Below are 24043 nucleotides of genomic sequence, written 5' to 3'. Positions count from 1 at the left end.
CTATCCCTGTCTGAATGACGCTTCTGCCGCGCACCACACTCTGCCGCCGTATCGCCAGCGAAACCGCAGGCGTGATCTTTCTGCGCGCGCCGGCGGGCGCCGGGAAAAGCGTTCTTATGGACTTGCTGGCACAAGAGCTGGGGACCGAGGTATGCCGGACGCACCAGCCCAGAAGTGATGAGGCGGCAAAAGGCTGTCTGCTATGGGATGTGCCGGTCTTTGCACGCGCGGTCCGCATGCCCGCCCCTATTCTGGAAACCGTGCGTTTCGTGGTCATCGCCTGCCGTCCGGATCAACGTATCAGCGGGCTGGCGCGGCAAATATTGCATCGTGGTTCGCTGACGATCGGAGCAAATGAACTGGCCTTTGGCCAAGATGAGACCGCGGGCCTTCCAACAGAACAGAAGCGTCTGGCGCTCCATGATTATGCGGGGTGGCCGGCCTTTCTGTCTCTCGCTCGCCTCGCCGACGAAAAACTATGCGTCGACTATCTGCGGGAAAATTATCTGCCGCATCTGTCACCGGCCCAGACGGTCGCGCTTTCGCTCTGGCTGGAAAATCCCTCGGCAGAACCCGACGCTGAATGGGCAGAACTTCTGCCGCCCTTCCTGATCGCAAACCCCGAAAAACACGACACACTGATAAGGCTTCTGACCGTGGCAGCGGGAGAACGTCTCGCCACATTACAGGCTGGCAGGGCAGTGGTAGAGGTCGCTTCCGCATTCGAGAAGGAAGGGCGGGCGCTTGCGGCAATGGCCATGTTGCTTGACCGCGGTTATGAGACCCACGCCGCGCAAATCCTAGAACGCGCCCATGGGCGCGAACTGATCTACCGAAGCAGCGTCGACAGGTTTCGTGAGATCATCATGCGGTTTTCGCAGGACATGATCGCGGCGAATGAAACAGTCCTCTTCGCCGTCACCCGCGCATTGCTGAAACAGGGCGAATTGCAACGCGTGCGCCATCTGCTTGGCAAGAGCCTCGGTTCGGATTATCTCGATCCACTCAAGGTGCTTGCCCGCGGTTCGCGTTTTTCCTTTGCCGCCCGCACCTTCCGGCTGAACCTGATGATTGCCGAGGACCTGACCCCCAATGACGCTGTGATAACGCGCCTCGGGGAATTCATGGCCGATTACCCCATGGACGATCACGGCAAATGGGCGGCCTATTACAATGCGCTGCTGGAATTCGAAATCCGCCGCCGTAATTTTCGCGAGGCCGAGGCCGCCGCCGCCCGCGCGCTTATCTATCTGCGCAAGATGGGCGGGCAGCCGCTGCTCGAATTCTTCATCCATCTGCACCAGATCGTCCTGCGACTGATGAGCGGTGATGTGCTCTTGGCCCGTCGCGCGGCACAGGATGCGCGCACAAGGTTGGAACAGGTGCCACACGACGCCGCGCAGGAGTTCCGAATGCTGCGGCTGGCGGAAGCCTGCCTTGCCTATGAGGCGGGAAAACCGCGCGACCTGTTGCACTTCGTCGAGCATGAATTCGACCACTTCGCCGCCGCCGAGATATGGCCGAGCCTGATGCAGTTTGCCCTGCATTATGCCTCGCAGGTGCTGATCGATCATTTTCCGATGACCGTTCGTCCGGGCTTTCTCGACGGCCTGTGGATTCACCTTTCGGAAGGCCTGCAATTCCATGCGATGATGGAGATCAGAACGGCCATTGCCTACCAGAACGCCAACCGCTGGGCGGATGCGGCAGCGACGCTATCGGCAATTCGCATGCCGATGGGTCGCAACTGGGTGGAGAGCGCGAATGAGGACCTTGCCCGGCTCACACGGCGCGACGAAATCGCCTATGTGATGGCCTGGCTCCGCGACGCGGTACATCTTTTCACGCCGCGCGCCTATCTCGCCCGGCAGATGGATGCAATGATCGCCAACCCCAAGGTCACCAACCGCGAAAAGGTCGCGCTCAGAATATGGCAGAGCTATGCCGCACACCAGCGTCGTGACAGTGCCGGCGCCCGCGCCCATATCCTCAACGCACTTGAATCGGCGACGCGCCTTGGCTGCAACGGCGTCCTGTCGGAGGAGCGCATATTCCTGTCGCCGCTTCTGAACAATCGCCGTATCCGCGGTTTCATCGAAACCTCTTCCGATGTCCGGAACGCGCTGTCGATTTTCGCCGCCTCGGTCAACTCGCCGCAGGCACGCGCCCTGCATGGCGGGCTTTCACAGCGGGAAGCACAGATGCTGCAATTGCTGGCCAGCGGCATGTCTAACAAGAAGATCGCGCAGACCCTCAACATCTCGGAAGTGACGGTAAAATTCCATCTCGGAAACCTGTTCCGCAAGCTGGATTGCAAACGCCGCGCGGAAGCGATCCGCGCAGCGAAAGCGCTGGGCTGGCTTTGATCTCAAGTCGTGACTGCCGATCAGAAAAGCCCGCTACTCTTCCCGGAAGGCGCGGTTGATCTGGTCCGTCAGCGGCTTGGCGATATAGGACAGCGCGGTGCGCTCGCTGGTCTGGATGAAGGCCTCGGCAGGCATGCCCGGCATCAGCGGCGCAGTGTTCAGCTTTTCCCGCTCGGCAACCGGTATGGAAATCCGCGCCAGATAATAGGAGAGGCCGGTCCTCTGATCGGTGGTGATATCGGCGGCGATGCGACTGACATGGCCTTCCAGTTCCGGCGTGACACGCTGGTTGAACGCGGTCATCCGCAGCATCGCTTTTTGCCCTACCTGCAACTGGTCTATATCCTTCGGCACGATCTGCACCTCGAGTGCCAGTTCGTCCCCATCAGGCACGATGAGCATGATCGGGTCGGCCGGCGTCACCACGCCGCCCACGGTATGCACCGCCATTTCATGCACCATGCCGGATTGCGGCGCGATGATATCGATGCGCTTCAGCTCGTCCTCCGCAGCGACCTTCCGCTCAACATATTCACCCGTCTGCGCCTGTATCTCGCGCAGTTCCCGGCCCACTTCGGTGCGCAGTTCCTGATCGATCTGCAGGATCTGCAGTTTCGTTTCGGTGATCCTGCCCGCCGTCTGCGCCTGATAGGCGATTTTTTCGCCACGCTCACCGCCAAATGTCGCGGCCTGGGTCTGCAGGCTGTTCAGCCGCTGCACGGACACGATGCCCTGCTCCCGCAAGGATTTCTGCGAGGTGATCTCAGCCTGCAAAACCGCAAGCCCGTTGTCGTAGGCGACTTCCTGTGCCCTCAATCCTTCGATTTCATGTTCGAACTGGGTGATACGCTCCACAAGCTGCGCTTTGCGCCCCTCGCGATAAGATTTGCGGAATTCGAACAGCCTGGTTTCGCTACGCATGGCGGAAGCGACATCGGGATCGTCCTTGCGCGCCACCAGAGCCTGTGGAAAAACGAGTTCCGGCAGATCGTCCCGTTCGGCCTCCAGCCTTGCCATGCGCGCGCTCAGCTCATCCAGCCGCTTGGTCACTATGGCGAGATTAGCGCGGGTCTGGGTGGCGTCGAGACGCATGACGACGTCGCCAGCCTTTACCCTGCCACCTTCGCTCACCAGAATTTCACCGACGACGCCACCCTTGGGGTGCTGTACCTTCTTGATATAAGAATCGACCACAAGATGACCGGACGCCACGACCGCGCCAGCAAGATTTGTCGTCGCTGCCCATCCGCCGACGCCGGCCAGCAGTGCGACGCTTGCGGCAAGACCGGCAAGAAGATGTTTGCGGATGGAGCGGGACACCTGCGTGCGCTGGTCAATTTTTGACATCCGTATCTCCTTCCTGCCTGTTCTCTTCGCCAATCTCTTGCAGCGCCACCGTCTTAGGCTGGGTATTCGCGACGACACGCAATGGTGAAACCGTGTGCGCGGATGCGGTGAAACCTTTCGCCGCTTGAGCATTCGGAGTGCGCAGCACTTTAGAGAGAACCTCGTCGCGCGGACCGAAGGCCTTCATCCGCCCTTCCTCCATCATCAGAATGAAATCGACGGCACCGATCGCGCTGGGCCGATGCGCGACGACGATGGCGATACCGTTGCGCGCCTTAACCGACGCAATCGCCCTGACAACGGCGGCTTCGCCCTCCGCATCGAGATTGGCATTCGGCTCGTCCAGCACGACGATGAAGGGATCGCCATAAAGCGCACGCGCGAGACCGATACGCTGGCGTTGTCCTGCCGAAAGCGCGGAACCGGCCTCACCTATATCGCTGTCATACCCCTTTTCGAAGCGCAGGATCAGTTCGTGCGCACCGGCGGCTTTCGCAGCAGCAATGATTGCGTCGGGATCGGGATTGTCCTCGAAACGGGAAATGTTTTCGCCGATCGTGCCGTCGAAAAGCTCCACGCCCTGCGGCAGATAACCGATATGGCGGCCGAGGGCTTCGCGATCCCATTGATCGAAGCTCGCACCATCAAGCCGCACCTTACCGGCGGCGGGCATCCAGGCTCCGGTGAGAATGCGCGAGAGGGTGGATTTTCCCGAGCCGGATGGGCCGATGACACCGAGCGCATTCCCGGCGGTCATGACGAAACCAAGGCCCGCGACGGTCGGTTTTCTCTCTCCCGGTGGAATGATGGTGACGTTTTCGACTTTCAATTCTCTCTCAGGCTTCGGCAGTGCCATTGCGGTCGCCGTTACCGGCATCTGCGCAAAAAGCTCCCTTAGCCGCGCCCAGCTCTGGCGGGCGGCAACGAAGGACTTCCAGTTAGATATGGCAAGATCGACGGGCGCCAAAGCCCGACCCATCATGATCGAACTGGCGATCATCACGCCGCCTGAGGCCTCCTGCTGAATGACCAGCCATGCGCCGACCGCCAAAATGGCCGATTGCAGCACGATCCGCAGGGATTTTGCGATATTGCCGAGGCCGCCGGCCACGTCGCCCGCCTTGCGGTTGGCGGCGAGATAAGCCTCGTTGGAGATTTGCCAGCGTTTGCCAAGCCGGCCGCCGAGCCCCATGGCCTGCACGACTTCGGCGTTGCGGCGCGAGGCTTCCAGCTGCCGGTTGCGCGCCATGTTTTCGACCATGGTGTCGCGGATCGGCTTCTGCGAGAACATATTGGTCAAGATGGTCAGGGATATAAGCAGAACGGCACCGGCAAGAGCCGTCACGCCGATCCAGAAATGAAACAGAAAACATATGCCAAGGTAGAGCGGCATCCAAGGCAGATCGAAAAAGGCGGTCGGCCCCGTGCCGGACAGAAAACCGCGCACGTTGTCGAGATCGCGCAGCGGCTGCAGGCCGTCCCCCGGCATGCGGTTGACGAGCGGCAGGCACACCACCGCATCATGCACCTTGCCGGAATAGCGCATGTCGAAGTCCTCGCCGATACGGATCAGGACCCGGGCGCGGATGATGTCGAGCAGGCACTGGAAGCCATAGAGGCCGAGCGCAAGAATGGCGATCCCGACAAGTGTCGGCAGACTGCCGCTGGCCAGCACCCGGTCGTAAACCTGAAGCATGAACAGGGGCGACGTCAGCGCCAGGATGTTGACCACACCGCTGACGAGCGCCACACCGAAAAACGTGCTTTTAAGGGGCGAAACAACCGCCGCAGTGAGGGACTGCGGCGGTGTCTGCTGGTGGTTTTGAAAGCCCACAGCCTGATTTTCCTTTAAGCGGCAAGCGCCGATGCGCTGGCGAAAATGAAGTCCGATGCGTCCAGTACGCTTGCATCGACACCGTTGAGCGTGATGGATACGGACGTGTCTGCTGCCGAAAGGATAACGGCATTTCCATTATCGTTATACCACAACAAATCATTCACCGAAGTTGCACCCCAGGCGGAAACATCAAGCGTATCCGTACCATCCTGATAACCGTAGGTTCCGGTCGGGCCGGCGTTCACGACGTCATTGCCGCCGGAGAATACGAAGGTGTCCGCGCCGGCAAAGCCCGTCAGGGTATTGGAAGCGGCCGTATCCTCGACCACCGTGCCGGTGGCCGCGAAGTAGTCATAGAAGCCGGCCAGAGAGCCGAAACGGGCAAGCTGGTAAACGGCGAGATCGAGAAGATCGCGCGCGCCTGCGAGCGAGTAGGAGCCGTCGGGATCGATCAACAGTTCCTGCTGGCTGACGGCGATGCCGCTAGTGGACTGGCTGTAGCCGGTGCCGAGAACGATGCTGTCGACCGAACCTGTCAGGTTGCCCTGGGAGTATTGCAGGGCACCGCTCATGACAATGCCCTTGCCACCGTTGCTGCCATCGCCCCACGCCTCATAGGTCGTGTTCGGATCGATAGTGGTAGTGGCGAGAGAGCTGGTCTGAGCGTCGTAGAACGCACCATAGGTCGAACCGAAACCGCTCGTCCAACCGTTGAGGTAACCGATCAGGTCGGAGGAAGATTGCGTCAGTTGAATTGTGGTAGCCATAGGTGTACTCCTTTGCTGGCCAATAGGGATACCTTTGTCATGTGACGAAGGCGTTTCATCTCCGGGACGGGCTGCAACCCCAGCCCGGAGAATTTCTTCCGCGCATCAGAACTTCACGTTCATCGTTGCGATAAATGTGCGGCCCGGCGCGGTATAGGCACTGGCTGCCGGGATGTATTTGCGGTCGGTCAGGTTGTTGACCGCGAAACGAAGCGTCGCCTTTTCGTTGAAGGCATAGGAGCCGTATAGGTCTACCGTCGTGTAGGGATCGGTTACCTCCCGCAGATTACCCTCCGTATCGAGCGTCCGCGATTGCGTCGGCGTGACATGGTTGAGCCGTGCGCCCAAAGAGAATTTTTCCTCGAAGAAACGCATGCCGCCATCGAGCGTCAGCTTCACCTTGGGTGCAACATCGCCCGGCCATGCGACGATCTCGCCGCTTGTCGTGGTCGTGCCGTTAGAGAAAACCTGGGTTTTGTCCGGCCAATCGGTCTTCAGCAGCGTCGCTGAGCCACCAAGCCAGAAGCTTCGGGCATCGTAATTGCCCTCGAATTCAAGGCCGCGCATATAGGTCGTGCCGTCGAGATTGACGAAGCTGGTATAGGTCCGATCCGCCACCTGATCCGTGACGAGATAACCGAGAGCGATGTAATCCTTCACCCCACGGCGAAAGGCGGCCATTTTGATGCGGACGGAATCGTTGTCCAGCAGCACGCCGTCAAAGCTCATATTCGCGCCGATTTCGTAGGTGGTGGCTTTTTCGGCCCGCAGGGATGTGTTCGGGGCATATTCATATCCGGGGCTGTCCCCCGGACGGGCACCGGCAAAGAGAGCCTCGAGAATTGTCGGCGGACGCAGGCTTTGGGAATAGCTCACATAGGGACGGAACCAGTCGACGGGTTTCAGTTCAATCGTGGCGGAGGGTAGCCAGGCACTGTAGGTGCGATCGATATCGACATTGTGCTCCGGGTATTCGGTAACAGGTATCGGTGGCGTAATTGTGCCAGTTCCAGGCATGCAACCTGCCGAAGCATTAGGCCAGGCACGCGCCAGATAAAGCGCGTAGCGCGCAGCCCAGGACGGGTTGGCGGGAAGGAACACCTGATTGAAATAGTCGAGAGGTGTGTAATGGTTGCCGACTGGATCGCAGGGGACAGAGGTGTCTACGAGATAGCTGCGGGTACTGTAATAAGTCGCCGATCCCTTCAGGCGTGACCAGTCGTAACGCACGCCGCCACTTAGCGTGATCCAATCCGCCGGCTCCAGCTCACCGTTTAAAAACAGGCTCGCGACATCGCGCCGCCCGGCGGGGCTGAAAGCCGTGTAGCTGGTAGCAAAGGAGGGGTTTTCCTTGATCTTGGAGCTAATAGCAACGGATGTGGCTATATCCCGGAAGGCTTCGGCCCCATAATTTAGGCTGAGCGCACCCGCCTTGGTGTCGAAACGACTGGTATTTTCCAAGTTGCCACCGAAGCTGCGCAGGCCCATATCTAGATTGGTCTCCACCGCATAAGTGCGCGCCGATCGCAACTCGTGCGTCATATTGTCGTTCAGCCACAACGACGATTTGAAATCGATGAGTTCGCTTTCGGGGTCCCAGTCCAGCTTCGCGACGACGCTGTCGTTGCGTACACTTTCCCTGTCGACCACGGTGGACGCACCCTGAACAAAATCATTCTGCTGATGCATCCATGACAACGAAGTCTGCACATCCCCGAAGTCACCTTCGCCCTTGAAAAATGTCGACCAACCGTCCCTGCCGAGCAGGTCCTTCATCGTCAAAGCGGTGCTTCGGGCCTCACCCTTGGTTCCGATCTTGTATTCATCCATGATCGTGCGGCTGTAACCGGCAACAAAGGAGAGAGGGCCATTCGGCTCACGAACTGCGGCCAGAACCGAACCCTGAAAATCGTAACCATTGGTGCCACGGGAGACATTCACCTCAGCCCCCTTGTTCGCACCCTCGGGGATCAGATCGGCGGCGCTGACGGTACGGAACTCAACCTTCCCGCCAAGCGAACCCGCGTTACCCGACCTCGCATTGGTTATTTTCTCGATCTCGACAGCACGGATAAAGGCGACATCGACGTAACCCTGCCCGGCGCTCGCGGTGTAACTCGTGGCGCCGCCGAAAGCTGCGCCACGCTGCGCATTCTGCCGCGCACCATCGATGGAGACGACCACGCGGCCGCTTTCCTGCAAGCCACGTATATTGGGCGAAACGGTAGGGAAGCTGCCGTTGCCCTCACCGGCGTAGACGCCGGAGACGCGGTTGAAGACATCGCGCGTGTTGCGCACGCCGGCGGACTGGATCGCCTCGCGACTGACGACGCTGACACTGGCGGGTGTTTCATAAACCCAGTCGGGCGTTCCCTGATAACCGGTGCCGGCAATGGAATTGCGTCCGGTTTTTCCCGTCACGGTAATTTCTTCCAGAACGGTGGTGCCTTCCGCCCCGGAAAGATCGGCAGCGGCCTGCCCCGAGCCTATGACGACGGTTCTGCCATTTCCGGCAAACCGGAAATTCACGCCCGTGCCTGCCAGAAGCCGTGACAGCGCATCCCGCACCGTAAAACTGCCGGTAACGGCATTGGTGCGCACATTGCCGGCGGACGGTGTGGCAAGCGTAACCTGCAGACCGGATTGCCGCCCGAAAAAGCCGACAACGGAGGACAGCGGCTGGGCGGGAATATTAAAAGGCCGCGTTGCACCCTGCTCGCCACCGGAGCGCTGACCATTGGCGGCATTCGGTCCGCTCTGCGCAAAAGCCGGTACCGACATTGAAACGACCACCGCCGTTGTCGCCAAAAGCACCGTCATACGTGCCGGCTTTGCCGCGTTTTTCCCTGAACCGTTCTTACGTATCTGGAGGCGCATACTGCTTTTGTCTTCCTGTCTTCGCTCCGGCTATATCTTGACCGGATTACTCAACAAAAAGACGATTGCCTCGGCAGTTTTTTTCAGGGTTTCGGAGAATTTTTTATAAACGACTGAAAATAAATACGATTTTTTGTTTTATTGCGCTTCAGAAACGGGTGATGATGCGGGCAGTATTGGCAATCGCATGCACCTTGCCCTTATAGGGTTCCACCAATGCTTCCAGCGCACGGTCCGGATCGCGAAGATTGTAGAAGCCAGTCACACGCTGCTCTGCAAGCGTCTTGTCCGCCATCGTCAGCCATGCGGGATGATACCGCTGGATTTGCTCGACGACAGAACCGATCGTCGCATCCACAACGTAAAGCTCGCCGTTGCGCCAGCCACCAATATCCTCGACGGGAACGGTCTCTTTCCGGATTGTACCGGAGGCGTCGACAACCAGCATCTCACCCGGCACCAGCCGCGTTGGTGGCGCGTTGCGGAAGGAAGCTTCCACGGAACCATGCGCAAGCGCGACTTGCGTCACGCCATCCGTCATGTCGACATCGAAAGCCGTGCCGAGCACTTGGACGGTCAGGTTTTTCGCCTCCACGACAAAGGGACGGTCGCTATCCGGCACGACATCAAAAAAAGCTTCGCCCTTCAGCACCTTCACATTACGGCGGCCATTAGCAAAATCAGTGGTAAGCGCACTTGCCGCGGCAAGCTGCACCCTGCTGCCGTCTTCAAGGGTTATGGTGCGGCTCTCTGCGGTACTGGTCTGATATTCGGCCTTGATATGGACGAAAAGCGTGGGAACGAACAGCACCGCAAGACAGAGAGACACTGCTGCCACCGCCATGCCGGCATAATGCCGCAAGGACCAGCGCCGTCGCGATGCCTGTTTTCCGGCAACGCCAGGCAGGTGCGGCGCGTCTTCCCAGAGGCTTTTTAAACCCGGCTCGACCAGACCGAGATTCCGCCAAGTCTTGCATGTCCGCTCCCAGGCCAGACGATTTGCCGGCGAAGCAGCCAACCATCGATCAAATTCCGCCTTCAGCCGCGGTTCCGCCGAACCCGTCTGCAGGCGTATCAGCCAGTCGGCAGCCTCCTCCGCCTTCCCGGTCGGCAATGTTATTTTTTTATCGGGATCAATTGTCATTGAGCCGGTCAGTTCCTTTGACTGGGCGGAGGAGATGCCTCGTCTTCCGTGTTGCTTTAAAGACGTTTGAGGGAGAACTTTTTTTCACAAGATGAAACAATAAAGGCTATTTTACTGCATTTCTTTGGTAATGGCGGCAATACTACTCTTAATCAGACGGTGGGCGCTAGCCACGGATACGCCGAGGTGACGGGCGATCTCTTCCATATTGTAGCCGCCAAATCTATGCATTTCCAATGCCACACGCGCCTGAACCGGCAGAGAGGCCAAAATAATCTGCATCTGCCGGACCTCGCCGCAGAACAGGGCATGCTCTTCTGGTGTGCCGTGACCCTGCGGTATGCCCCAGAACGGGGTATCGTCGGGCCGCTCCCGCAGGTCCTGCCGGTTGCGGCGGCGATTATCGAGGGCGAGGTTGCGGACGATGCGGAAAAGATAGGATTTGAGGTTGGAAGGATTGCCGGAACCTTCGGGAACGAATTTCAGGAATGCCTCCTGAACCACGTCCTCCGCGTCCGCCCGCGACCCTAAAATAAGCGTGGCGTATTTGATCAGGTCAACCCTGTGCGCGACGTAAGCGTTATAACGCTTGTCATCTTCCCGTATGCCCATGTCTCAACCGAGAGAAATTTCAAGGATAAACGAAACTGCAAGCCCCCAAACGACAAAGCAGTTTTCCCGTCTAAACCTCTAGCACCCAAACTCTCGACCGAACAGCTATTTCATGACTATTATTATCAAGAATTTGTGCGGTCGCGGGTCCTGCAACAGCCAGAGACTCGCAGACCCGGCGGCAGGCGCGGCCGGGTCCTGTGATAGCGTCAGATTGCGCCGTCGACTATTACCATCGGCCTGCCCTGCGAACAGGTTTCGATGCGCGCATCGATGCGGTAGATATCGCGCAGCATGGCCGGAGTTATCACCGTCTCGGTGCTGCCGCTCACCACCATTTCGCCGCGCGCGATCACCATCGTATTCTCGCAATAACGAAGCGCATGATTGAGGTCGTGCAGGGCGATCAGCACGATCATGCCAGTCTTCTGGGCAAGGTCGGTCACAAACCCCAGAACCTCGACCTGTCGGTGGAGGTCGAGAGCAGATGTCGGCTCGTCCATCAACAGCACCTCCGGCTTGCGGGCCAGCGCCTGCGCCAGGGACACAAGCTGCCGCTGACCGCCAGACAATTCGCCGAGCCCCCGGAAGGCGAGATCGTGGATTTTCAGCGCCTTGAGAATGGCGTCGATCTCAAACAGCTCATCGTCGTGAACACGCCACCCGCCGCCCTGCTTGGCGGACAGAAGCACGGATTCGTAAACCGTCAGCACGGCGTTGGCGCCGGTGTCCTGCGGCATGTAGCAGATGGCCCGGTTGCCGCGTGCCGTATCTGACAACTCGACAAGCCCGGGACCGGAGATCAAGCTGGCGATGCGCTTGAAAAGCGTGGACTTGCCGGCAGCGTTCGGGCCAATAACCGCCGTGACACTGCCGCTTTCCAGCGTATCGATGCCGACCTTGGAGAGAACAGTCGTGCGGCCGTAGGCAGCGCCGACATCCTTCAATGCGAGCGCTACCATGCGCGTCTCCTGTTGCCGAAAATGAGCGCGAAAAAGAACGGTACGCCAACCAGCGCCGTGATGACGCCGATTGGCAGAATTGCGCCGGGAATGAGTATCTTGCTGATGACAGAGGTTGCCGAAAGCAGCAGCGCCCCGCAGATCACCGAGCCCGGCAGGAAGAACCGCTGATCTTCGCCTACCACCATGCGGGCTATATGCGGGCCGACTAGCCCGACGAAACCGATGGTACCAACGAAAGAAACCGGAATCGCGGCCAGAAGGCTGACCGTCAGCATGGTCTGCAGCCGCAGCCGACGCACATTGATGCCCATGCTGGCTGCCTTGTCGTCACCCAGCCGAAGCGCCGTCAGCGCCCATGCGTTGCGCATGAACATCGGCACCGTAACGAGAAGAATACCACCGGTGATATAGACCTTTTCCCACGTGGCCTTGGTCAGGCTGCCCATGGTCCAGAAAACGACGGCGGCGAGCGCCTGTTCGGAAGCCAGATATTCAAGCAGCGACAATGCGGCATTGAAGGTGAACACCAGCGCGATGCCGAGAAGGACGATAGTCTCCACGGTTACGCCGCGCATCGTCGAGGCAAAATGAATGAACAGGGCGGCAATCATCGCCATGATGAAGGCGTTGATCGGCACCATGTACTGGACGGCACCGGGAAAGATCGCAACGCCGCCAACAAGGGCCAGCGCGGCGCCGAAACTGGCAGCGGCCGAAATGCCGAGCGTAAACGGACTGGCGAGAGGATTGGACAGGATGGTCTGCATCTGTGCGCCCGCAACCGAAAGCGACGCGCCGACGGTGACCGCCATCAGCGCAATCGGCATGCGGATATCCCATATCACCACCCGAAGCTGGTTTGCAGCAGCAGCCGGATCGGCAATCGTCGCCAGAACTTCTGATATCGTGTAGCGCGCCGGACCAAGTGCCATGTCGGCAGCCATACTGAAACAAAGGGCGATGAAAAGCCCGAAGAGAATAACGATCCTTCGTGCGGCAAGGGCGCGATATTGATCGCGCCCACTCACGCCAACGGCGATTTCATTCAACGAACTCATTCATTCGAACCTTTTTCGAGGGATGCGAAGTAGCCCGGCTTGTAGGTGACGGGCAGGAATTTCCGGTGAAAGTCCTCAAAATTCTTCTCGGGATCGAGATCGGCGAAGAGCTCGGGATGGAACCACTTGGCGAATTGCTGGATCGGAAAGAACTCGTAGGGCGCGCCGTAGAACTGGTGCCACACGGCATGGACATTGCCTTGTTTGACAGCCTTCAGTTCCGGAAACGGCGTGCGCTTCATCAGGTTTGTCAGTCTTTTACGGGAAAGAGCCATGTCGGCTCCGCGTCCAACGGGAACGAACTGGTTGATATCGGATTCAGCCGCCCAGTTTGAGCCGGTGACGATGACATGATCCGGATCGGCAACGACGAGCTGCTCGGGATTGAGATCGCCGAACGTCGTCTTGATGATGCCGTCGGCAATATTATGGCCGCCAGCGAGATCGACCATCGCGCCGAAATTGACCGGGCCGAAGGTGCGGCAGCAATTGTCTTCACCGGAAATGCCGGGCGCGCGCTCGATGAAGACGCCGGGACGCTTCAGGTCCTTGACGCTGGCGAGCCGGTCGGTCACGCGGGCGATTTCTGCACGGCGATAGGCGATGAATTCCTTTGCACGCTCTTGCGCGCCAAACATTTTCCCGAGAATTTCAATCGAGGCTTCGCTGTTCTTTTCGGGATCGATACGAAAATCGAGATAGACGATCTTGATTCCGGCGGCGGCGGCCTTCTCTTCGAAACCACTTTCCTTGGCGGATTTTTCCGCTTCCAGATTGAGGGTGATCACGTCAGGCGAAAGGGTAATGGCCGTTTCCAGACTGAAATCGCCCTGCGGCACATAACCGAAGCGCGGCAGTTTTTCGATCTGCGGAAAGCGCTCGACATAGGCGGCGTAGCTGTCAGGGTCCTTCTTGAGGAGATCGTCACGCCAGCCGACAATGGTGTCGAAGGTCTGGTCGCCCTTGAGCGCCGCGATGACGTGGATCTGGCGCGCCTCACCGACGATGACACGTTTGACCGGCAGGTCCAGCTCGACCTTGCGTCCGGTGACATCGGTGATTTCTCCGGCATAAGCCGGTAAAGCGAGAAGAGACAAAGCCAGCACCGCAAGATGCCTGAGAGCGTTAAGCCGCATGAGAAGTCCTCTTAGTTCCAAAAGAAAATGATGAAGCCGCATGGCTGCGGCTTCATCCATCGATCGGACGGCGCTCCCCTTCACCGTCCCTGTCTTATTTCGTGTCCTTCAGCGACACAAAGTAACCGGGCTTGTAGTCGAGCGGCAGGAAGCGGGCATGCAGCTCCTTGAAGGTCGCCTCGGGGTCGAGATCCTTAAAGAGGTCCGGGTGCAGCCACTTGGCGATTTCCTGAATGGCCACGAACTGATACGGGTTGTTGTAGAACTGGTGCCAGATGGCGTGGACATTGCCGTTCTTGACCGCCTGTACCCCGGTGAAAGCCGGGCGCTTGGTCAGGTTTTCAAGCTTGCGGTGGGCTTCCTTCATATCCGCGCCATAACCGACACCGACCCAGTTGCCGCCGGGAACATAACCGTTCCAGTTGCCACCCGTGATGATGATCTGTTCCGGATTGGAGGCGATGATCTGTTCCGGATTGACGTTGCCGAACGTGCCGGGAATGATGTCCTTGGCCATGTTGATGCCGCCGGCGAGTTCGACCATCTTGCCGAAATTCTCGTTGCCGAAGGACATGCAGCAATCGTCGGAATAACCGCCGGCGCGTTCGACGAACACGACAGGCTTCTTCGGATTGGCCTTTTCGAGCGTATCGGTGACCTTGGCGATGGAGTCCGCGCGGAACTTGATGAAGTCCTCGGCGATCTTTTCCTTGCCGGTCAGCTGGCCCATCAGACGCATGCTCGGCTCGGTGTTTTCCATCGGCTTTTCGCGGAAGTCGACGTAAACAAGCGGGATGCCGACCTTTTCGAGCTTCTCGATGTAACCGGCCTCCTGCGTCGCGGTCTTCGCGTCGATGTTCATCAGGATCACGTCTGGCTTCAGCGAAATGGCCTGCTCGATGTCGAAGGTGCCGTCTTTCATGCCGCCAAAGGTCGGCAGCTTGGCAATATCAGGGTACTTGGCAAGATAGGCCGCATAGGTTTCCGGGTCGGCTTTCGCCAGGTCGTCGCGCCAGCCGACAACGTGCTGGAAAGGGTTTTCCTTGTCGAGCGCCGCCAGGAAGTAGATCTGACGGCCTTCGCCGAGGATCACATGCGAAACGGGCACATTGACTTCCACGTCGCGGCCGGTCACATCCTTGACGGTGACCTTTTCGGCCAATGCAGGCCACGCTGCGGATACGAGAAGGCCAAGGGCAAGTGCCGCGGATTTGGCTGAGATGCGCATCGGATATTGCTCTCCAGTGTTGACTGGCGCGGCTGTATTATTTTCTGACTATACTAGTCAAGTTTTATGTTTTAGAGCCATTCTTAACTGACCGGTATGTGAGCTGAAGACCGATGATCGACACTATCCACTATGGCAAAAACGACAGTCTGAGAGACGAAATCAAAACCTATTGGTCCGGCCGCGCCGCGACTTTCGACCTTTCCCCGGGTCATGAGATTTTCTCCGAAGAAGAGCGCAAGGCCTGGCACGCGCTGGTTTTGAAGCATCTGGGCCAGGGAGAAGGCCGCAAGGCGCTGGATCTGGCCAGCGGCACCGGCGTTATCTCGCACCTGATGGACGATCTCGGTTTTCAGGTCACCGGCATGGATTGGTCGGAAACCATGCTGGAGCTTGCAAGGGCGAAGGCGAAAACCCGCGGGCGCAATATCCGCTTTTTTGTCGGCGACGCCGAAAACACGATGGAGCCGGACGAAAGCGCCGACGTCATCATCACCCGCCATCTGGTTTGGACGCTGGTGGACCCGAAGGCGAGCTTTGCCGAATGGTTCCGTGTCTTGAGACCCGGCGGACGCCTGCTGATCGTCGATGGCGATTTCGTCAACACCGGCTGGCGCGAAAGACTGGTCAAGAAGCTGGCGGCGGGTCTGGAAAGCATCGGCCTTGTGAAGCCGGACCAGCCGCACAAGCCGGCGGATCCGGAAAACACCTTCAACAGCATTCTATCGCGGGTCTATTTTTCACAGGGTGCAAGAGCTGGTGACGTTGCAGCGCTGTTGCGTGAAACCGGCTTCGAGCCCGTTGCCATCGATCAGGAACTTCAGGCCATTCATCGTGCCCAGGCGAAAAATTTCAGTCTGCTGAAAGGCATTTTGCGGGGATTGCAGCACCGTTATGCAATATGCGCCGTGAAGCCGCACACGTCCGGCAAGGGATAGGGCGACCAAAGCCACCAAGCTGCCGCCCAGCTCTCCGTCACCCCGGATGTGATCCAGGGTCCAGTGCGACCAAGTCCTTGATCGCTTAATAATAGTTTCTCACGGTGCAGACGCGCCGTGGCTGGATGCCGGATCTAGTCGTGCATGACGCATGAAAACGCGATGCAGGGACCTCATTTTTCCGCCCGCTCGAATAGCTCCTCAAAGCGCGGCTTCGCCCGGCCTGGGACCTCTACCGTCCTGTAGCTCTGCGGCAAAACCGCGTCCCCCACCTTGATCAGCATAACCATGCCCATGCCGTAATGCGGCGAGCATTTGATGCCGTAAAAGCCTGGCTTTTCGAAACCGGTCTCGAATTCGACGTTGATCCGGCTTTTGAAACCTTCAATATCTTCGGGAACCATACCATCGATCGTCGCGGCATTATGGCTCTTGTGGCTCGGCACGAAGCGCACGCGGTCGCCGGGAGCGATCTCCAGAAAATCGGGCTCGAACACCATGGAGCCCTTTTCGCCACGGTTCAGCATCTTCACCTCGAAGGTCTCGGCTCCGGCTTGAATGGAAAACCCTGTGGCCACAACCATGGCAAGTCCCGCGGAAACGCAAAGCTGTCGCGCGCCAAAGCGGAGATTTACAAGTCTTTTCAATTTCATCATCGTGCCGTTGCTTTCCTTGCGTGATCGGCCGCACCGTGGGCCGGCAGAAAACGAATATGTGAAAATCCGCTTTCATCCGTGGTGACGACGGATTGCACCCCGAACACATCGGCGATGGTCGCAGAGGTGAGGACCTCGCGCGGTGGGCCGACAGCGATCATTTCACCGCGATGCATGATGGCGACGCGGTCGCAGAACATGGCGGCGTGATTGAGATCATGCAGCGCCGCCACAACCGTCAGTCCCTGCCTGCGCACCAGATCGAGCAAGCCGATCTGGTGGCCGATATCGAGATGGTTTGTTGGTTCGTCCAGCAGCAGAATATGCGGCTCCTGCGCCAATGCGCGGGCAATGTGCAGGCGCTGGCGTTCGCCGCCGGAAAGGTGATGCCAGTTTCGCTCGGCCTTGTCCGCCATATCGACATTTCCGAGCGCCGCATCGACGATGGCATCGTCCTTTGGCGACCATGCGGAAAGCGGGCCGAGATAGGGCGTGCGCCCCAGTTCCACGGCCTGTCGCGCGCTGATGCGCTCGGTGGTTTCGGCCTGCTGCTCCACAAAGGCCAGCCTGCGGGCAAGTTCGCGCCGCCCGAATGTGGCAAGCCGTTCCTCACCAAGCATGACATGACCCCGACGCGGCATGCGAATGCCGGCCAGCATGGAAAGCAGCGTGCTTTTACCCGAACCGTTCGGCCCGATGATACCCAGAAACTCGCCCGGGGCGACCTCCAGCGAAACACCGCGCACGATGTCGAGATTGCCGGCATGAAAATGCAGATCGTGGGCGGATAATTTCATGACCGGCCTCTCTTCTGCCCGAGAATGAAGGCGAAGGCGGGCGCGCCGACCAGCGCAGTGATCACGCCGATCGGCAGCACCTGCCCCGGAATGACGGTGCGCGAAAGAATATCTGCGATGATCATGAAAATTGCACCGGTTAGCGCCGTCACCGGCAGCAACATGCCGTGGCGAACGCCAACGAAGATGCGCGCCGCATGCGGGATGACGAGACCGACGAAGCCGATGGAACCGACCAGCGACACCATGACTGCCGTCATGACCGCCGAAACCGAGATCAGCACCGCATAGACCCGGCGCACCGGAATACCGAGCGAAGCTGCTGCCTGACCGCCGAAAGCGAAAGCATCAAGCGCGCGTGCGTACCAGAGGCACACCCCTAGACCCGCAATACTGACCGGCAAAGCCAGCCAGACATCCGGCCAGCGCACGCCCGAAAGATTGCCCAGCAGCCAGAACATGATGCCGCGCGCCTGTTCGGCATTGGCGGATTTGGTGACGATGAACGACGTCATGGCGTTGAACAGTTGCGAACCGGCGACCCCCGCCAAGATGATGGCGCTGTTGCCGTGCCCTGCCCGCACCGCCAGAAGGCTGACAAGCGAAAAAGCCACAAAAGCCCCGATCAGGGCGCCGGCCGGCATCGTCAGGAACCCCGCCCCGAAGCCCAGAAGCGCCACGGCCACGGCCCCGGTTGAGGCGCCTGCGGAAATACCGAGGATATAGGGATCGGCGAGCGGGTTGCGCAGAAGTGATTGAAGCACCGCACCGGCCAGCGCCAGCGAGGCGCCACAGCACGCGGCAACAACGGCGCGGCTGAGGCGGTAACTCCAGACGATGCCCTCATCCAGCGGCTCCAGCGGATAACCCGCATGGAAGACACGATTGGCAATGGTCTTTGCCACCACGTCGAACGGAATGGCAGTCTCGCCGATGGCCGCACCGGCCATCAGTGCGACGAGCAGCAGGGCGAGTGCGGCAAAAGCCAGACCCGCCCTGCCGAGATTGACGGAAAGACCGTTCACTTGGCGAGACCGGCTGTGGAAATCGCCTCGGCCAGCGTTTCAATGCCTTCGATCGTGCGGATGGTCGGGTTCATCGCCTGCGCGTCCATTTCGAAGACATGGGCCGCCTTGACGGCGGGCATGATGCTGGCAACCGGATCGGTAGCGAGGAACTTGAGCTTGACGGCGACATCATCGGCGGGGAAACGCCGGCGGTCCATCTTGCCGGCAACGATCACGGACGGATTGGCCTTGGCGATGGTTTCCCAGCCAACAGTCGGCCATTCCTCATCGCTTTCGATAACGTTCTTCAGTCCGAGCGCGGACATGATGTAACCCGGCGCACCATTGCGGCCCGCCACGTAAGGATCGATATCCAACTCGGCGCTGGAGAACCAGAAGACTGCTGAAATCTTGCCATTCGCCGAAGCGATCTTGGCGCGGGCGGCTTCCTCACGCTTTTTCAGGTCGGCAACGACTTCCTCGCCGCGATCTTGCACGTTGAAAATTTTCGCAAGGTCGCGGACCTCCTGGTAGATCAGGTCCATGGTGAAAACGGACTTGCGCACGCCGTCGCCGCCGCCGGAATTGTCCTTGCCCATGCAATCGGCAGGGGAGGTATAAACGGGAATACCGAGTTCGGCGAATTGCTCCGGTGTTCCGACAACGCCTTCGGGACCGATCTGCCACTGGAACTGCGTCGTCACGAGGTCCGGCCTCTTGCCAACCACCGCCTCGAAGCTCGGATCATTGTCGGCAAGCCGCTCCACCTTGGCATTGGCGTCTTCGTAACCCTTCAGAACCGGGCCGATCCACAGCGCCGTGCCTACCACCTTGTCGGCCACGCCGAGCAGATAGAGAACCTCGGTCGTGCTCTGGCCGACCGATACTGTGCGGGCGGGCGCCTGCTTGAAGGTGATTTCGTGGCCGCAGCTATTGATCGTCAGCGGATAGGTGGTTTCGGCAGCCTGAGCGGCACCGGCGGGCAAGGCCGCTAATGCGACAGCCAGAAGACCGGCGGAAACCGGCAGGCGTTTGAAATGAAACATATGTTCTCCAGTCTAAATAAAGTGGCGTGATCCGCAGGCCGCGCGTCAAAACGCGTAGTGACAGAGCGACAACAAGTGTGGAGATGGAGAACGGGACTCTAAATACGTTTCCGCGGACGGAAAGGTCATAATCAGCTCCTCTTCCGGGCATCCCCGCCCGTAACGATGGTCAATATTATGACGGCAGGTCTCCTGGCTCACGAATATGCGCCGTTCATCTGCCTTCCCGCACCTTGAAGGGTGCAGTGGCATGACGCGTTTCAGGCGTCACGAGGATGAGCGGCAATCCGCTTACAGTTGCGGGGGCAGCCACGGCATTGGGCGATAGAAATCACCCGCACCATGTTCCCTATTAATCCCTTTGCCCTTCGGCTTCAGGAACCGTCGCTTTCTGACATAAGGGGCAAGCGCCGGGGCGTCAATTGCGATAGTGCTGCAGCTCAGCACAAAGACGGACCCGCCAACGCGAAAATTTTTGTAGCGCCGGAAGGCGCCGGTTGCGGCGCGTCTTTGGACATCGTGGTAAGGGTTTCAATCACCACCAGCCCGGATTGCGCAATAAAATCAATAAAGAGATTGTTGTCGCTGATGGTGTCGAGACGCACCAGCTCATCGTCCAGATCGGTAAAATGCCGCCTCACAAGCGCAATCGCATCCATGTCCGCACCCGCAACGACCGGACCGATAATGTGGCCCCGCCCCGCCGCACGGCGCAGCGCAAAAGCGGTAAGACGGTCCGCCTCAAACACACCGTAACCCGCATTCTGCGTCAAAAGTCGCTGTAAAACGTTCCGGCGCGAAACGCCAAAAGCCGCCCGGTCTAGTTCCACCACATCAGTCAGATGATCTGCGGATAACGGCTCTATTCGTTGTTTTCTGCCGGGCGGCGGTATCTCGAAAAGGCAATTCGCCCTTCCCCGGAACAGATATACTTTTTCCGTATCACCGGCAAAACCCAACCTTGAAAACAACCGCCGCGACGCTCCCGTCGCGTTCAACCGCAGGGAGACAGTGGGGAATTTCGCGACAAGTTTCTGCACAAGCCATGGTGCTACGCCCTGCCCCTGCAAACGGGGGGAAACAATGACCATGCCAAGCGTCGCAAACCCCTGATCATAGGGAAAGAGCATCGCGGTTGCGACAACACGGTCGATCTCATCGAGCGCAGCGAGACCCACGCCGCATTGCCGCAGAAAACACCATTCATTCGCGTGATATCGCCATCCGACGGCCATGGAGAGTGCATGCAGATGATCGGCATCCACGTCCGCGATATCCACGGTCCGCAGCTCGAAACTATCGACTTTGAGCAGGTCCATAACCAACGGCCCTCATCCCCTACGGCTCACAACCTTCATCCGGTCCCGGCCTAGCCCACGACATCCGACGGTAGCCGGTTACGCCAGCACGAATTTTCTGAAAGCACTGGAAGGTCACAACAATCTACCGAAATCATTCGCATTTCAGCAGATAAACGTGGCAGGCCATTCTAAGCTTTCGGGATGACAATCCGGTCAGCGGAGACGACCATTGAACGCAATCGAAATCCTTGAGCGTCTCGTCGGTTTCCCGTCGGTCGTTGGAACCGCCAATGGCGATATTGCCGGCTGGATCGCCGATTATCTTGAAAGCCACGGCGCGAAAGTATCGCTGCTTGCGGGACCGGAGGGCGACCGCGCCAATCTCTTCGCCACCTTCGGCCCGGCCGATCGCGCCGGCTATGTTTTGTCCGGCCATATGGATGTCGTACCCGCCAGCGAGCCGGAATGGTCTTCCGATCCCTTTACACTGCGGGCGGAAAATGATCGTCTCTACGGGCGCGGAACCACCGACATGAAGGGTTTTCTGGCCACGGTTCTCGCCGCGGCGCCTGCATTTTCGCGCATGGCGCTGAAACGTCCCGTGCATATCGCCTTTTCCTATGACGAAGAGGCGGGTTGCCGTGGCGTTCCGCATCTTCTCGCCAGATTGCCTGAACTGTGCGCCGCACCGGCGGGCGCAATTATCGGCGAACCGAGCAATATGCGGGCGGTTCGTGCACACAAGGGCAAAGCAGCAGCTCGCATTACCATCCGTGGCCGTTCCGGCCATTCGTCCCGCCCTGATCAGGGGGTGAATGCCATTCACCTGATGACCGGCATCATGGCAAAGGCCGTGGAGACGGCACATGAGCTGACGAAAGGCCCCTTTGAAGCGACTTTCGAGCCGCCCTATTCCTCGCTGCAGATCGGCACGATGAAGGGCGGCCAGGCGATCAACATCATCCCCGATTTCTCGGCCATCGAGCTGGAAGCGCGGGCGATTTCCGGCATATCGCCGCTTGAACTGCTCGGGCCGATTCGCGCAAGCGTCGAGGTTCTTGCAGCAAAGGGTGTCGATATCGAGTGGACGCCTATGAGCGATTATCCGGCGCTTTCGCTTGCAGCCAATGCTCCCCTTGTTCTGTTTCTGGAGGAATTGACCGGCACCCCCTGTCTCGCCGCCGTCAGCTACGGCACGGAGGCGGGGCTGTTCCAGGCGGCGGGCATCGACGCCATCATCTGCGGACCAGGAGATATCGGCCGCGCCCACAAGCCGGACGAGTTCATAACGACGGGCGAACTTTCGGCCTGCCAGTCGATGCTGGAAACACTCGCAAGCCGCTGTGCGGCTTGAACCTTCGGGAAGCATAGATTTCAGATGACGTTTCTCTTCAATTCCGACGCCAAGCGCGGCGAGATTTTCCGGCAGGCCCTAGCTGCAGAACTGCCTGATCTGCCGTTTTCGATGGATGCATCAACTGTCGATCCCGATGCAGTCCGTTACCTCATCACCTGGACGGTACCACAGGACATTGCCCGGTATCGCAATCTCGAAGTCCTGTTTTCGATTGGCGCGGGTGTCGACCAGTTTCACATCGAGGCGATCCCTGAGACGGTAAAGGTCGTACGCATGGTGGATGAGGGCATCATCCGCATGATGCAGGAATATATCTGCCTCGGCGTACTTTCCCTCCACCGCAACCTGCCAGTCTATTTAAACCAGCAGCGCCAGCAACTGTGGAATGCCCTGCCCCAGCGTCAGGCGGAAGAGTGCCGGGTGGGCGTTCTCGGCCTCGGTATGCTAGGCGTTGCGGCGCTGGAGCGGCTGAAACCTTTCGGCTTTCCGCTTTCCGGCTGGAGCCGCTCACAGCGTCAGATCGATGGCGTCACCTGCCATCATGGCGACGACGGCCTCAAATCCATTCTCTCCACCAGCGATATTCTCGTCTGCCTGCTGCCTCTCACCGAAGAGACCACGGGGCTTCTGAACGCCGAGCGTCTTGGGATGCTTCCCGAAGGGGCTGCTCTGGTTCACGCCGGGCGCGGCAAACAGCTCGATCATGACGCTTTGCTCGATGCACTCAACAGCGACAGGCTTTCAGGTGCGGTGATTGACGTTACCGATCCGGAGCCCCTGCCCAAAGACCACCGCTTCTGGACCCATCCGAAAATTCTCCTGACGCCGCATATTGCCAGCGTCACCCAGCCCCATTCCGCTGCCCGCACCGTCGTCGAAAATATCAAACGATACGAATCCGGTCTCGAACCGCTCGGCCTCGTTGACCGTAGCCGCGGATATTGATCCTACCGTTCCAAGAAAGGACACCCATGTCTCTCCTCAAGACCATCGACACCAATCCCACCTTTGAACCGAAAGCCTCCAAGGCCCTGCCCGAACGCCTCATCGCCGGCGACCCGTCGTTCAAAACCTGGCCGCTAGATGAAGCCCGTGATGGCACCGTGCATACCGGCATCTGGGAAGCGACCCCCGGCGAAAGCCGCTCGATCAAGGGCGAGACATTCGAGTTCTGCCACATTCTCGAAGGCGTTATCGAGATCACACCGGAGGGCGGCGCGCCGCTGCGTTACACGGCGGGCGACAGCTTCGTCATGAAGCCCGGTTTCGTTGGCGTCTGGAAGACAATCGAAACCGTGCGCAAGATCTATGTGACCGTGAACGGATGATTTGCCGAACAGCATGCCTGGCATCCCGGCTGATGGAGAGGCATTTTTGAGAACAGCGATGGCTGGCAATCCGCAGGCGGATGCCAGCCATGGTTTACATGGGTATCCTGCCCGGATGCCTTTCGACCGGATTTACGGCCCTCGATCGGACCCGTCGCAAGGTTTTCGGCGCGGTCTTCATGCCCGCCGAAGATTGCGCTGTGGGCCACCAGCAAAACAGGATTTTCGTTCACCGCCCCCGCCGCAGTCGGTCGATGCTGCTTGCCATCAGGGAGT

At 59.1% G+C, this 24043-nt stretch carries 20 protein-coding genes and 1 riboswitch; of the genes, 5 read left to right on the top strand and 15 right to left on the bottom strand.

Going from position 1 to position 24043, the window contains the following annotated elements:
- Positions 1-14: 14 nt before the first annotated feature.
- A complete protein-coding gene (locus ACQZ63_RS09035; RefSeq protein ID WP_019564716.1) occupies positions 15-2366 on the top strand; it encodes a helix-turn-helix transcriptional regulator in 2352 nt (783 codons plus the stop codon).
- Between the two features lie 33 nt (positions 2367-2399).
- Here the strand turns inward: ACQZ63_RS09035 and ACQZ63_RS09030 are convergent, their stop codons facing one another.
- The 10 genes from ACQZ63_RS09030 to ACQZ63_RS08985 form a co-directional block, all read right to left on the bottom strand.
- Positions 2400-3713: an HlyD family type I secretion periplasmic adaptor subunit gene (locus ACQZ63_RS09030; protein WP_013761628.1), complete on the bottom strand. Its 1314-nt coding sequence runs from the start codon at positions 3711-3713 to the stop codon at positions 2400-2402.
- Entirely contained in the window at positions 3700-5547 is a 1848-nt protein-coding gene (locus tag ACQZ63_RS09025; RefSeq protein WP_019564718.1) for a type I secretion system permease/ATPase, read from the bottom strand. Before ACQZ63_RS09025 ends, ACQZ63_RS09030 begins: the two co-directional genes overlap by 14 nt.
- Before the next feature lie 14 nt (positions 5548-5561).
- The gene (locus ACQZ63_RS09020; RefSeq protein WP_019564719.1) at positions 5562-6317 is read right to left on the bottom strand and encodes a hypothetical protein; all 756 of its coding nucleotides are present in this window, start codon (positions 6315-6317) and stop codon (positions 5562-5564) included.
- A 105-nt stretch (positions 6318-6422) separates the two neighbouring features.
- On the bottom strand, positions 6423-9194 hold the full coding sequence (locus ACQZ63_RS09015) for a TonB-dependent receptor (RefSeq protein ID WP_026330691.1): 2772 nt from the start codon (positions 9192-9194) through the stop codon (positions 6423-6425).
- A gap of 148 nt (positions 9195-9342) precedes the next feature.
- Positions 9343-10338: a FecR family protein gene (locus ACQZ63_RS09010; RefSeq protein WP_019564721.1), complete on the bottom strand. Its 996-nt coding sequence runs from the start codon at positions 10336-10338 to the stop codon at positions 9343-9345.
- A gap of 111 nt (positions 10339-10449) precedes the next feature.
- Positions 10450-10950 carry an RNA polymerase sigma factor gene (locus ACQZ63_RS09005; protein ID WP_019564722.1) on the bottom strand — a complete coding sequence of 167 codons (501 nt, stop codon included), beginning with the start codon at positions 10948-10950 and terminating at the stop codon, positions 10450-10452.
- Positions 10951-11159: 209 nt separating this feature from the next.
- Complete coding sequence (locus ACQZ63_RS09000) at positions 11160-11912, bottom strand: ABC transporter ATP-binding protein (RefSeq protein WP_019564723.1); 753 nt, start codon at positions 11910-11912, stop codon at positions 11160-11162.
- Positions 11906-12973 carry a FecCD family ABC transporter permease gene (locus ACQZ63_RS08995; RefSeq protein ID WP_019564724.1) on the bottom strand — a complete coding sequence of 356 codons (1068 nt, stop codon included), beginning with the start codon at positions 12971-12973 and terminating at the stop codon, positions 11906-11908. The genes ACQZ63_RS09000 and ACQZ63_RS08995 overlap by 7 nt, the downstream gene beginning before the upstream one ends.
- The gene (locus ACQZ63_RS08990) at positions 12970-14109 is read right to left on the bottom strand and encodes an ABC transporter substrate-binding protein (protein WP_013761636.1); all 1140 of its coding nucleotides are present in this window, start codon (positions 14107-14109) and stop codon (positions 12970-12972) included. The genes ACQZ63_RS08995 and ACQZ63_RS08990 overlap by 4 nt, the downstream gene beginning before the upstream one ends.
- 94 nt (positions 14110-14203) lie before the next feature.
- Entirely contained in the window at positions 14204-15337 is a 1134-nt protein-coding gene (locus ACQZ63_RS08985; RefSeq protein WP_003511043.1) for an ABC transporter substrate-binding protein, read from the bottom strand.
- Between the two features lie 113 nt (positions 15338-15450).
- On the opposite strand from ACQZ63_RS08985, the gene ACQZ63_RS08980 reads away from it, so the two are divergent.
- Positions 15451-16275 carry a class I SAM-dependent methyltransferase gene (locus tag ACQZ63_RS08980; protein ID WP_019564726.1) on the top strand — a complete coding sequence of 275 codons (825 nt, stop codon included), beginning with the start codon at positions 15451-15453 and terminating at the stop codon, positions 16273-16275.
- Between the two features lie 173 nt (positions 16276-16448).
- Here the strand turns inward: ACQZ63_RS08980 and ACQZ63_RS08975 are convergent, their stop codons facing one another.
- From ACQZ63_RS08975 to ACQZ63_RS08955, 5 genes are all read right to left on the bottom strand, one after another.
- Entirely contained in the window at positions 16449-16931 is a 483-nt protein-coding gene (locus ACQZ63_RS08975) for a pseudoazurin (RefSeq protein ID WP_019564727.1), read from the bottom strand.
- Complete coding sequence (locus ACQZ63_RS08970; protein WP_113555387.1) at positions 16928-17728, bottom strand: ABC transporter ATP-binding protein; 801 nt, start codon at positions 17726-17728, stop codon at positions 16928-16930. Before ACQZ63_RS08970 ends, ACQZ63_RS08975 begins: the two co-directional genes overlap by 4 nt.
- Positions 17725-18753 (bottom strand): FecCD family ABC transporter permease, encoded by a 1029-nt coding sequence (locus tag ACQZ63_RS08965; protein ID WP_003511052.1) that lies wholly within the window; start codon positions 18751-18753, stop codon positions 17725-17727. The genes ACQZ63_RS08970 and ACQZ63_RS08965 overlap by 4 nt, the downstream gene beginning before the upstream one ends.
- The gene (locus ACQZ63_RS08960) at positions 18750-19781 is read right to left on the bottom strand and encodes an ABC transporter substrate-binding protein (RefSeq protein WP_019564729.1); all 1032 of its coding nucleotides are present in this window, start codon (positions 19779-19781) and stop codon (positions 18750-18752) included. The genes ACQZ63_RS08965 and ACQZ63_RS08960 overlap by 4 nt, the downstream gene beginning before the upstream one ends.
- A 165-nt stretch (positions 19782-19946) precedes the next feature.
- Positions 19947-20182, bottom strand: a riboswitch (cobalamin riboswitch).
- A gap of 39 nt (positions 20183-20221) precedes the next feature.
- Positions 20222-21100: a GNAT family N-acetyltransferase gene (locus ACQZ63_RS08955; RefSeq protein WP_019564730.1), complete on the bottom strand. Its 879-nt coding sequence runs from the start codon at positions 21098-21100 to the stop codon at positions 20222-20224.
- A 211-nt stretch (positions 21101-21311) separates the two neighbouring features.
- Between ACQZ63_RS08955 and argE the strand changes: the two genes are divergently transcribed.
- From argE to ACQZ63_RS08940, 3 genes are read left to right on the top strand one after another with little or no spacing between them, the layout of a single operon-like run.
- Entirely contained in the window at positions 21312-22436 is a 1125-nt protein-coding gene (argE, locus tag ACQZ63_RS08950) for an acetylornithine deacetylase (RefSeq protein WP_019564731.1), read from the top strand.
- Between the two features lie 24 nt (positions 22437-22460).
- Entirely contained in the window at positions 22461-23384 is a 924-nt protein-coding gene (locus ACQZ63_RS08945; RefSeq protein WP_019564732.1) for a 2-hydroxyacid dehydrogenase, read from the top strand.
- Between the two features lie 26 nt (positions 23385-23410).
- Positions 23411-23767: a cupin domain-containing protein gene (locus ACQZ63_RS08940; RefSeq protein WP_019564733.1), complete on the top strand. Its 357-nt coding sequence runs from the start codon at positions 23411-23413 to the stop codon at positions 23765-23767.
- The last annotated feature ends 276 nt before the right edge of the window (positions 23768-24043 follow it).

The sequence above is a fragment of the Agrobacterium sp. CG160-95 genome (genome assembly GCF_053521725.1).
Note: the sequence above shows the minus strand (reverse complement) of the source record. Positions and strands in the feature narration are given on the sequence as shown.

Excerpts from the sequence above, each read along its gene's own strand:
- ACQZ63_RS09035 (WP_019564716.1), top strand. The coding sequence starts at position 15 with ATGACGCTTCTGCCGCGCACCACACTCTGCCGCCGTATCGCCAGCGAA.
- ACQZ63_RS09030 (WP_013761628.1), bottom strand. The coding sequence starts at position 3,713 with ATGTCAAAAATTGACCAGCGCACGCAGGTGTCCCGCTCCATCCGCAAA.
- ACQZ63_RS09020 (WP_019564719.1), bottom strand. The coding sequence starts at position 6,317 with ATGGCTACCACAATTCAACTGACGCAATCTTCCTCCGACCTGATCGGT.
- ACQZ63_RS09015 (WP_026330691.1), bottom strand. The coding sequence starts at position 9,194 with ATGCGCCTCCAGATACGTAAGAACGGTTCAGGGAAAAACGCGGCAAAG.
- ACQZ63_RS09010 (WP_019564721.1), bottom strand. The coding sequence starts at position 10,338 with ATGACAATTGATCCCGATAAAAAAATAACATTGCCGACCGGGAAGGCG.
- ACQZ63_RS09005 (WP_019564722.1), bottom strand. The coding sequence starts at position 10,950 with ATGGGCATACGGGAAGATGACAAGCGTTATAACGCTTACGTCGCGCAC.
- ACQZ63_RS09000 (WP_019564723.1), bottom strand. The coding sequence starts at position 11,912 with ATGGTAGCGCTCGCATTGAAGGATGTCGGCGCTGCCTACGGCCGCACG.
- ACQZ63_RS08995 (WP_019564724.1), bottom strand. The coding sequence starts at position 12,973 with ATGAGTTCGTTGAATGAAATCGCCGTTGGCGTGAGTGGGCGCGATCAA.
- ACQZ63_RS08990 (WP_013761636.1), bottom strand. The coding sequence starts at position 14,109 with ATGCGGCTTAACGCTCTCAGGCATCTTGCGGTGCTGGCTTTGTCTCTT.
- ACQZ63_RS08985 (WP_003511043.1), bottom strand. The coding sequence starts at position 15,337 with ATGCGCATCTCAGCCAAATCCGCGGCACTTGCCCTTGGCCTTCTCGTA.
- ACQZ63_RS08980 (WP_019564726.1), top strand. The coding sequence starts at position 15,451 with ATGATCGACACTATCCACTATGGCAAAAACGACAGTCTGAGAGACGAA.
- ACQZ63_RS08975 (WP_019564727.1), bottom strand. The coding sequence starts at position 16,931 with ATGATGAAATTGAAAAGACTTGTAAATCTCCGCTTTGGCGCGCGACAG.
- ACQZ63_RS08970 (WP_113555387.1), bottom strand. The coding sequence starts at position 17,728 with ATGAAATTATCCGCCCACGATCTGCATTTTCATGCCGGCAATCTCGAC.
- ACQZ63_RS08960 (WP_019564729.1), bottom strand. The coding sequence starts at position 19,781 with ATGTTTCATTTCAAACGCCTGCCGGTTTCCGCCGGTCTTCTGGCTGTC.
- ACQZ63_RS08955 (WP_019564730.1), bottom strand. The coding sequence starts at position 21,100 with ATGGACCTGCTCAAAGTCGATAGTTTCGAGCTGCGGACCGTGGATATC.
- ACQZ63_RS08945 (WP_019564732.1), top strand. The coding sequence starts at position 22,461 with ATGACGTTTCTCTTCAATTCCGACGCCAAGCGCGGCGAGATTTTCCGG.
- ACQZ63_RS08940 (WP_019564733.1), top strand. The coding sequence starts at position 23,411 with ATGTCTCTCCTCAAGACCATCGACACCAATCCCACCTTTGAACCGAAA.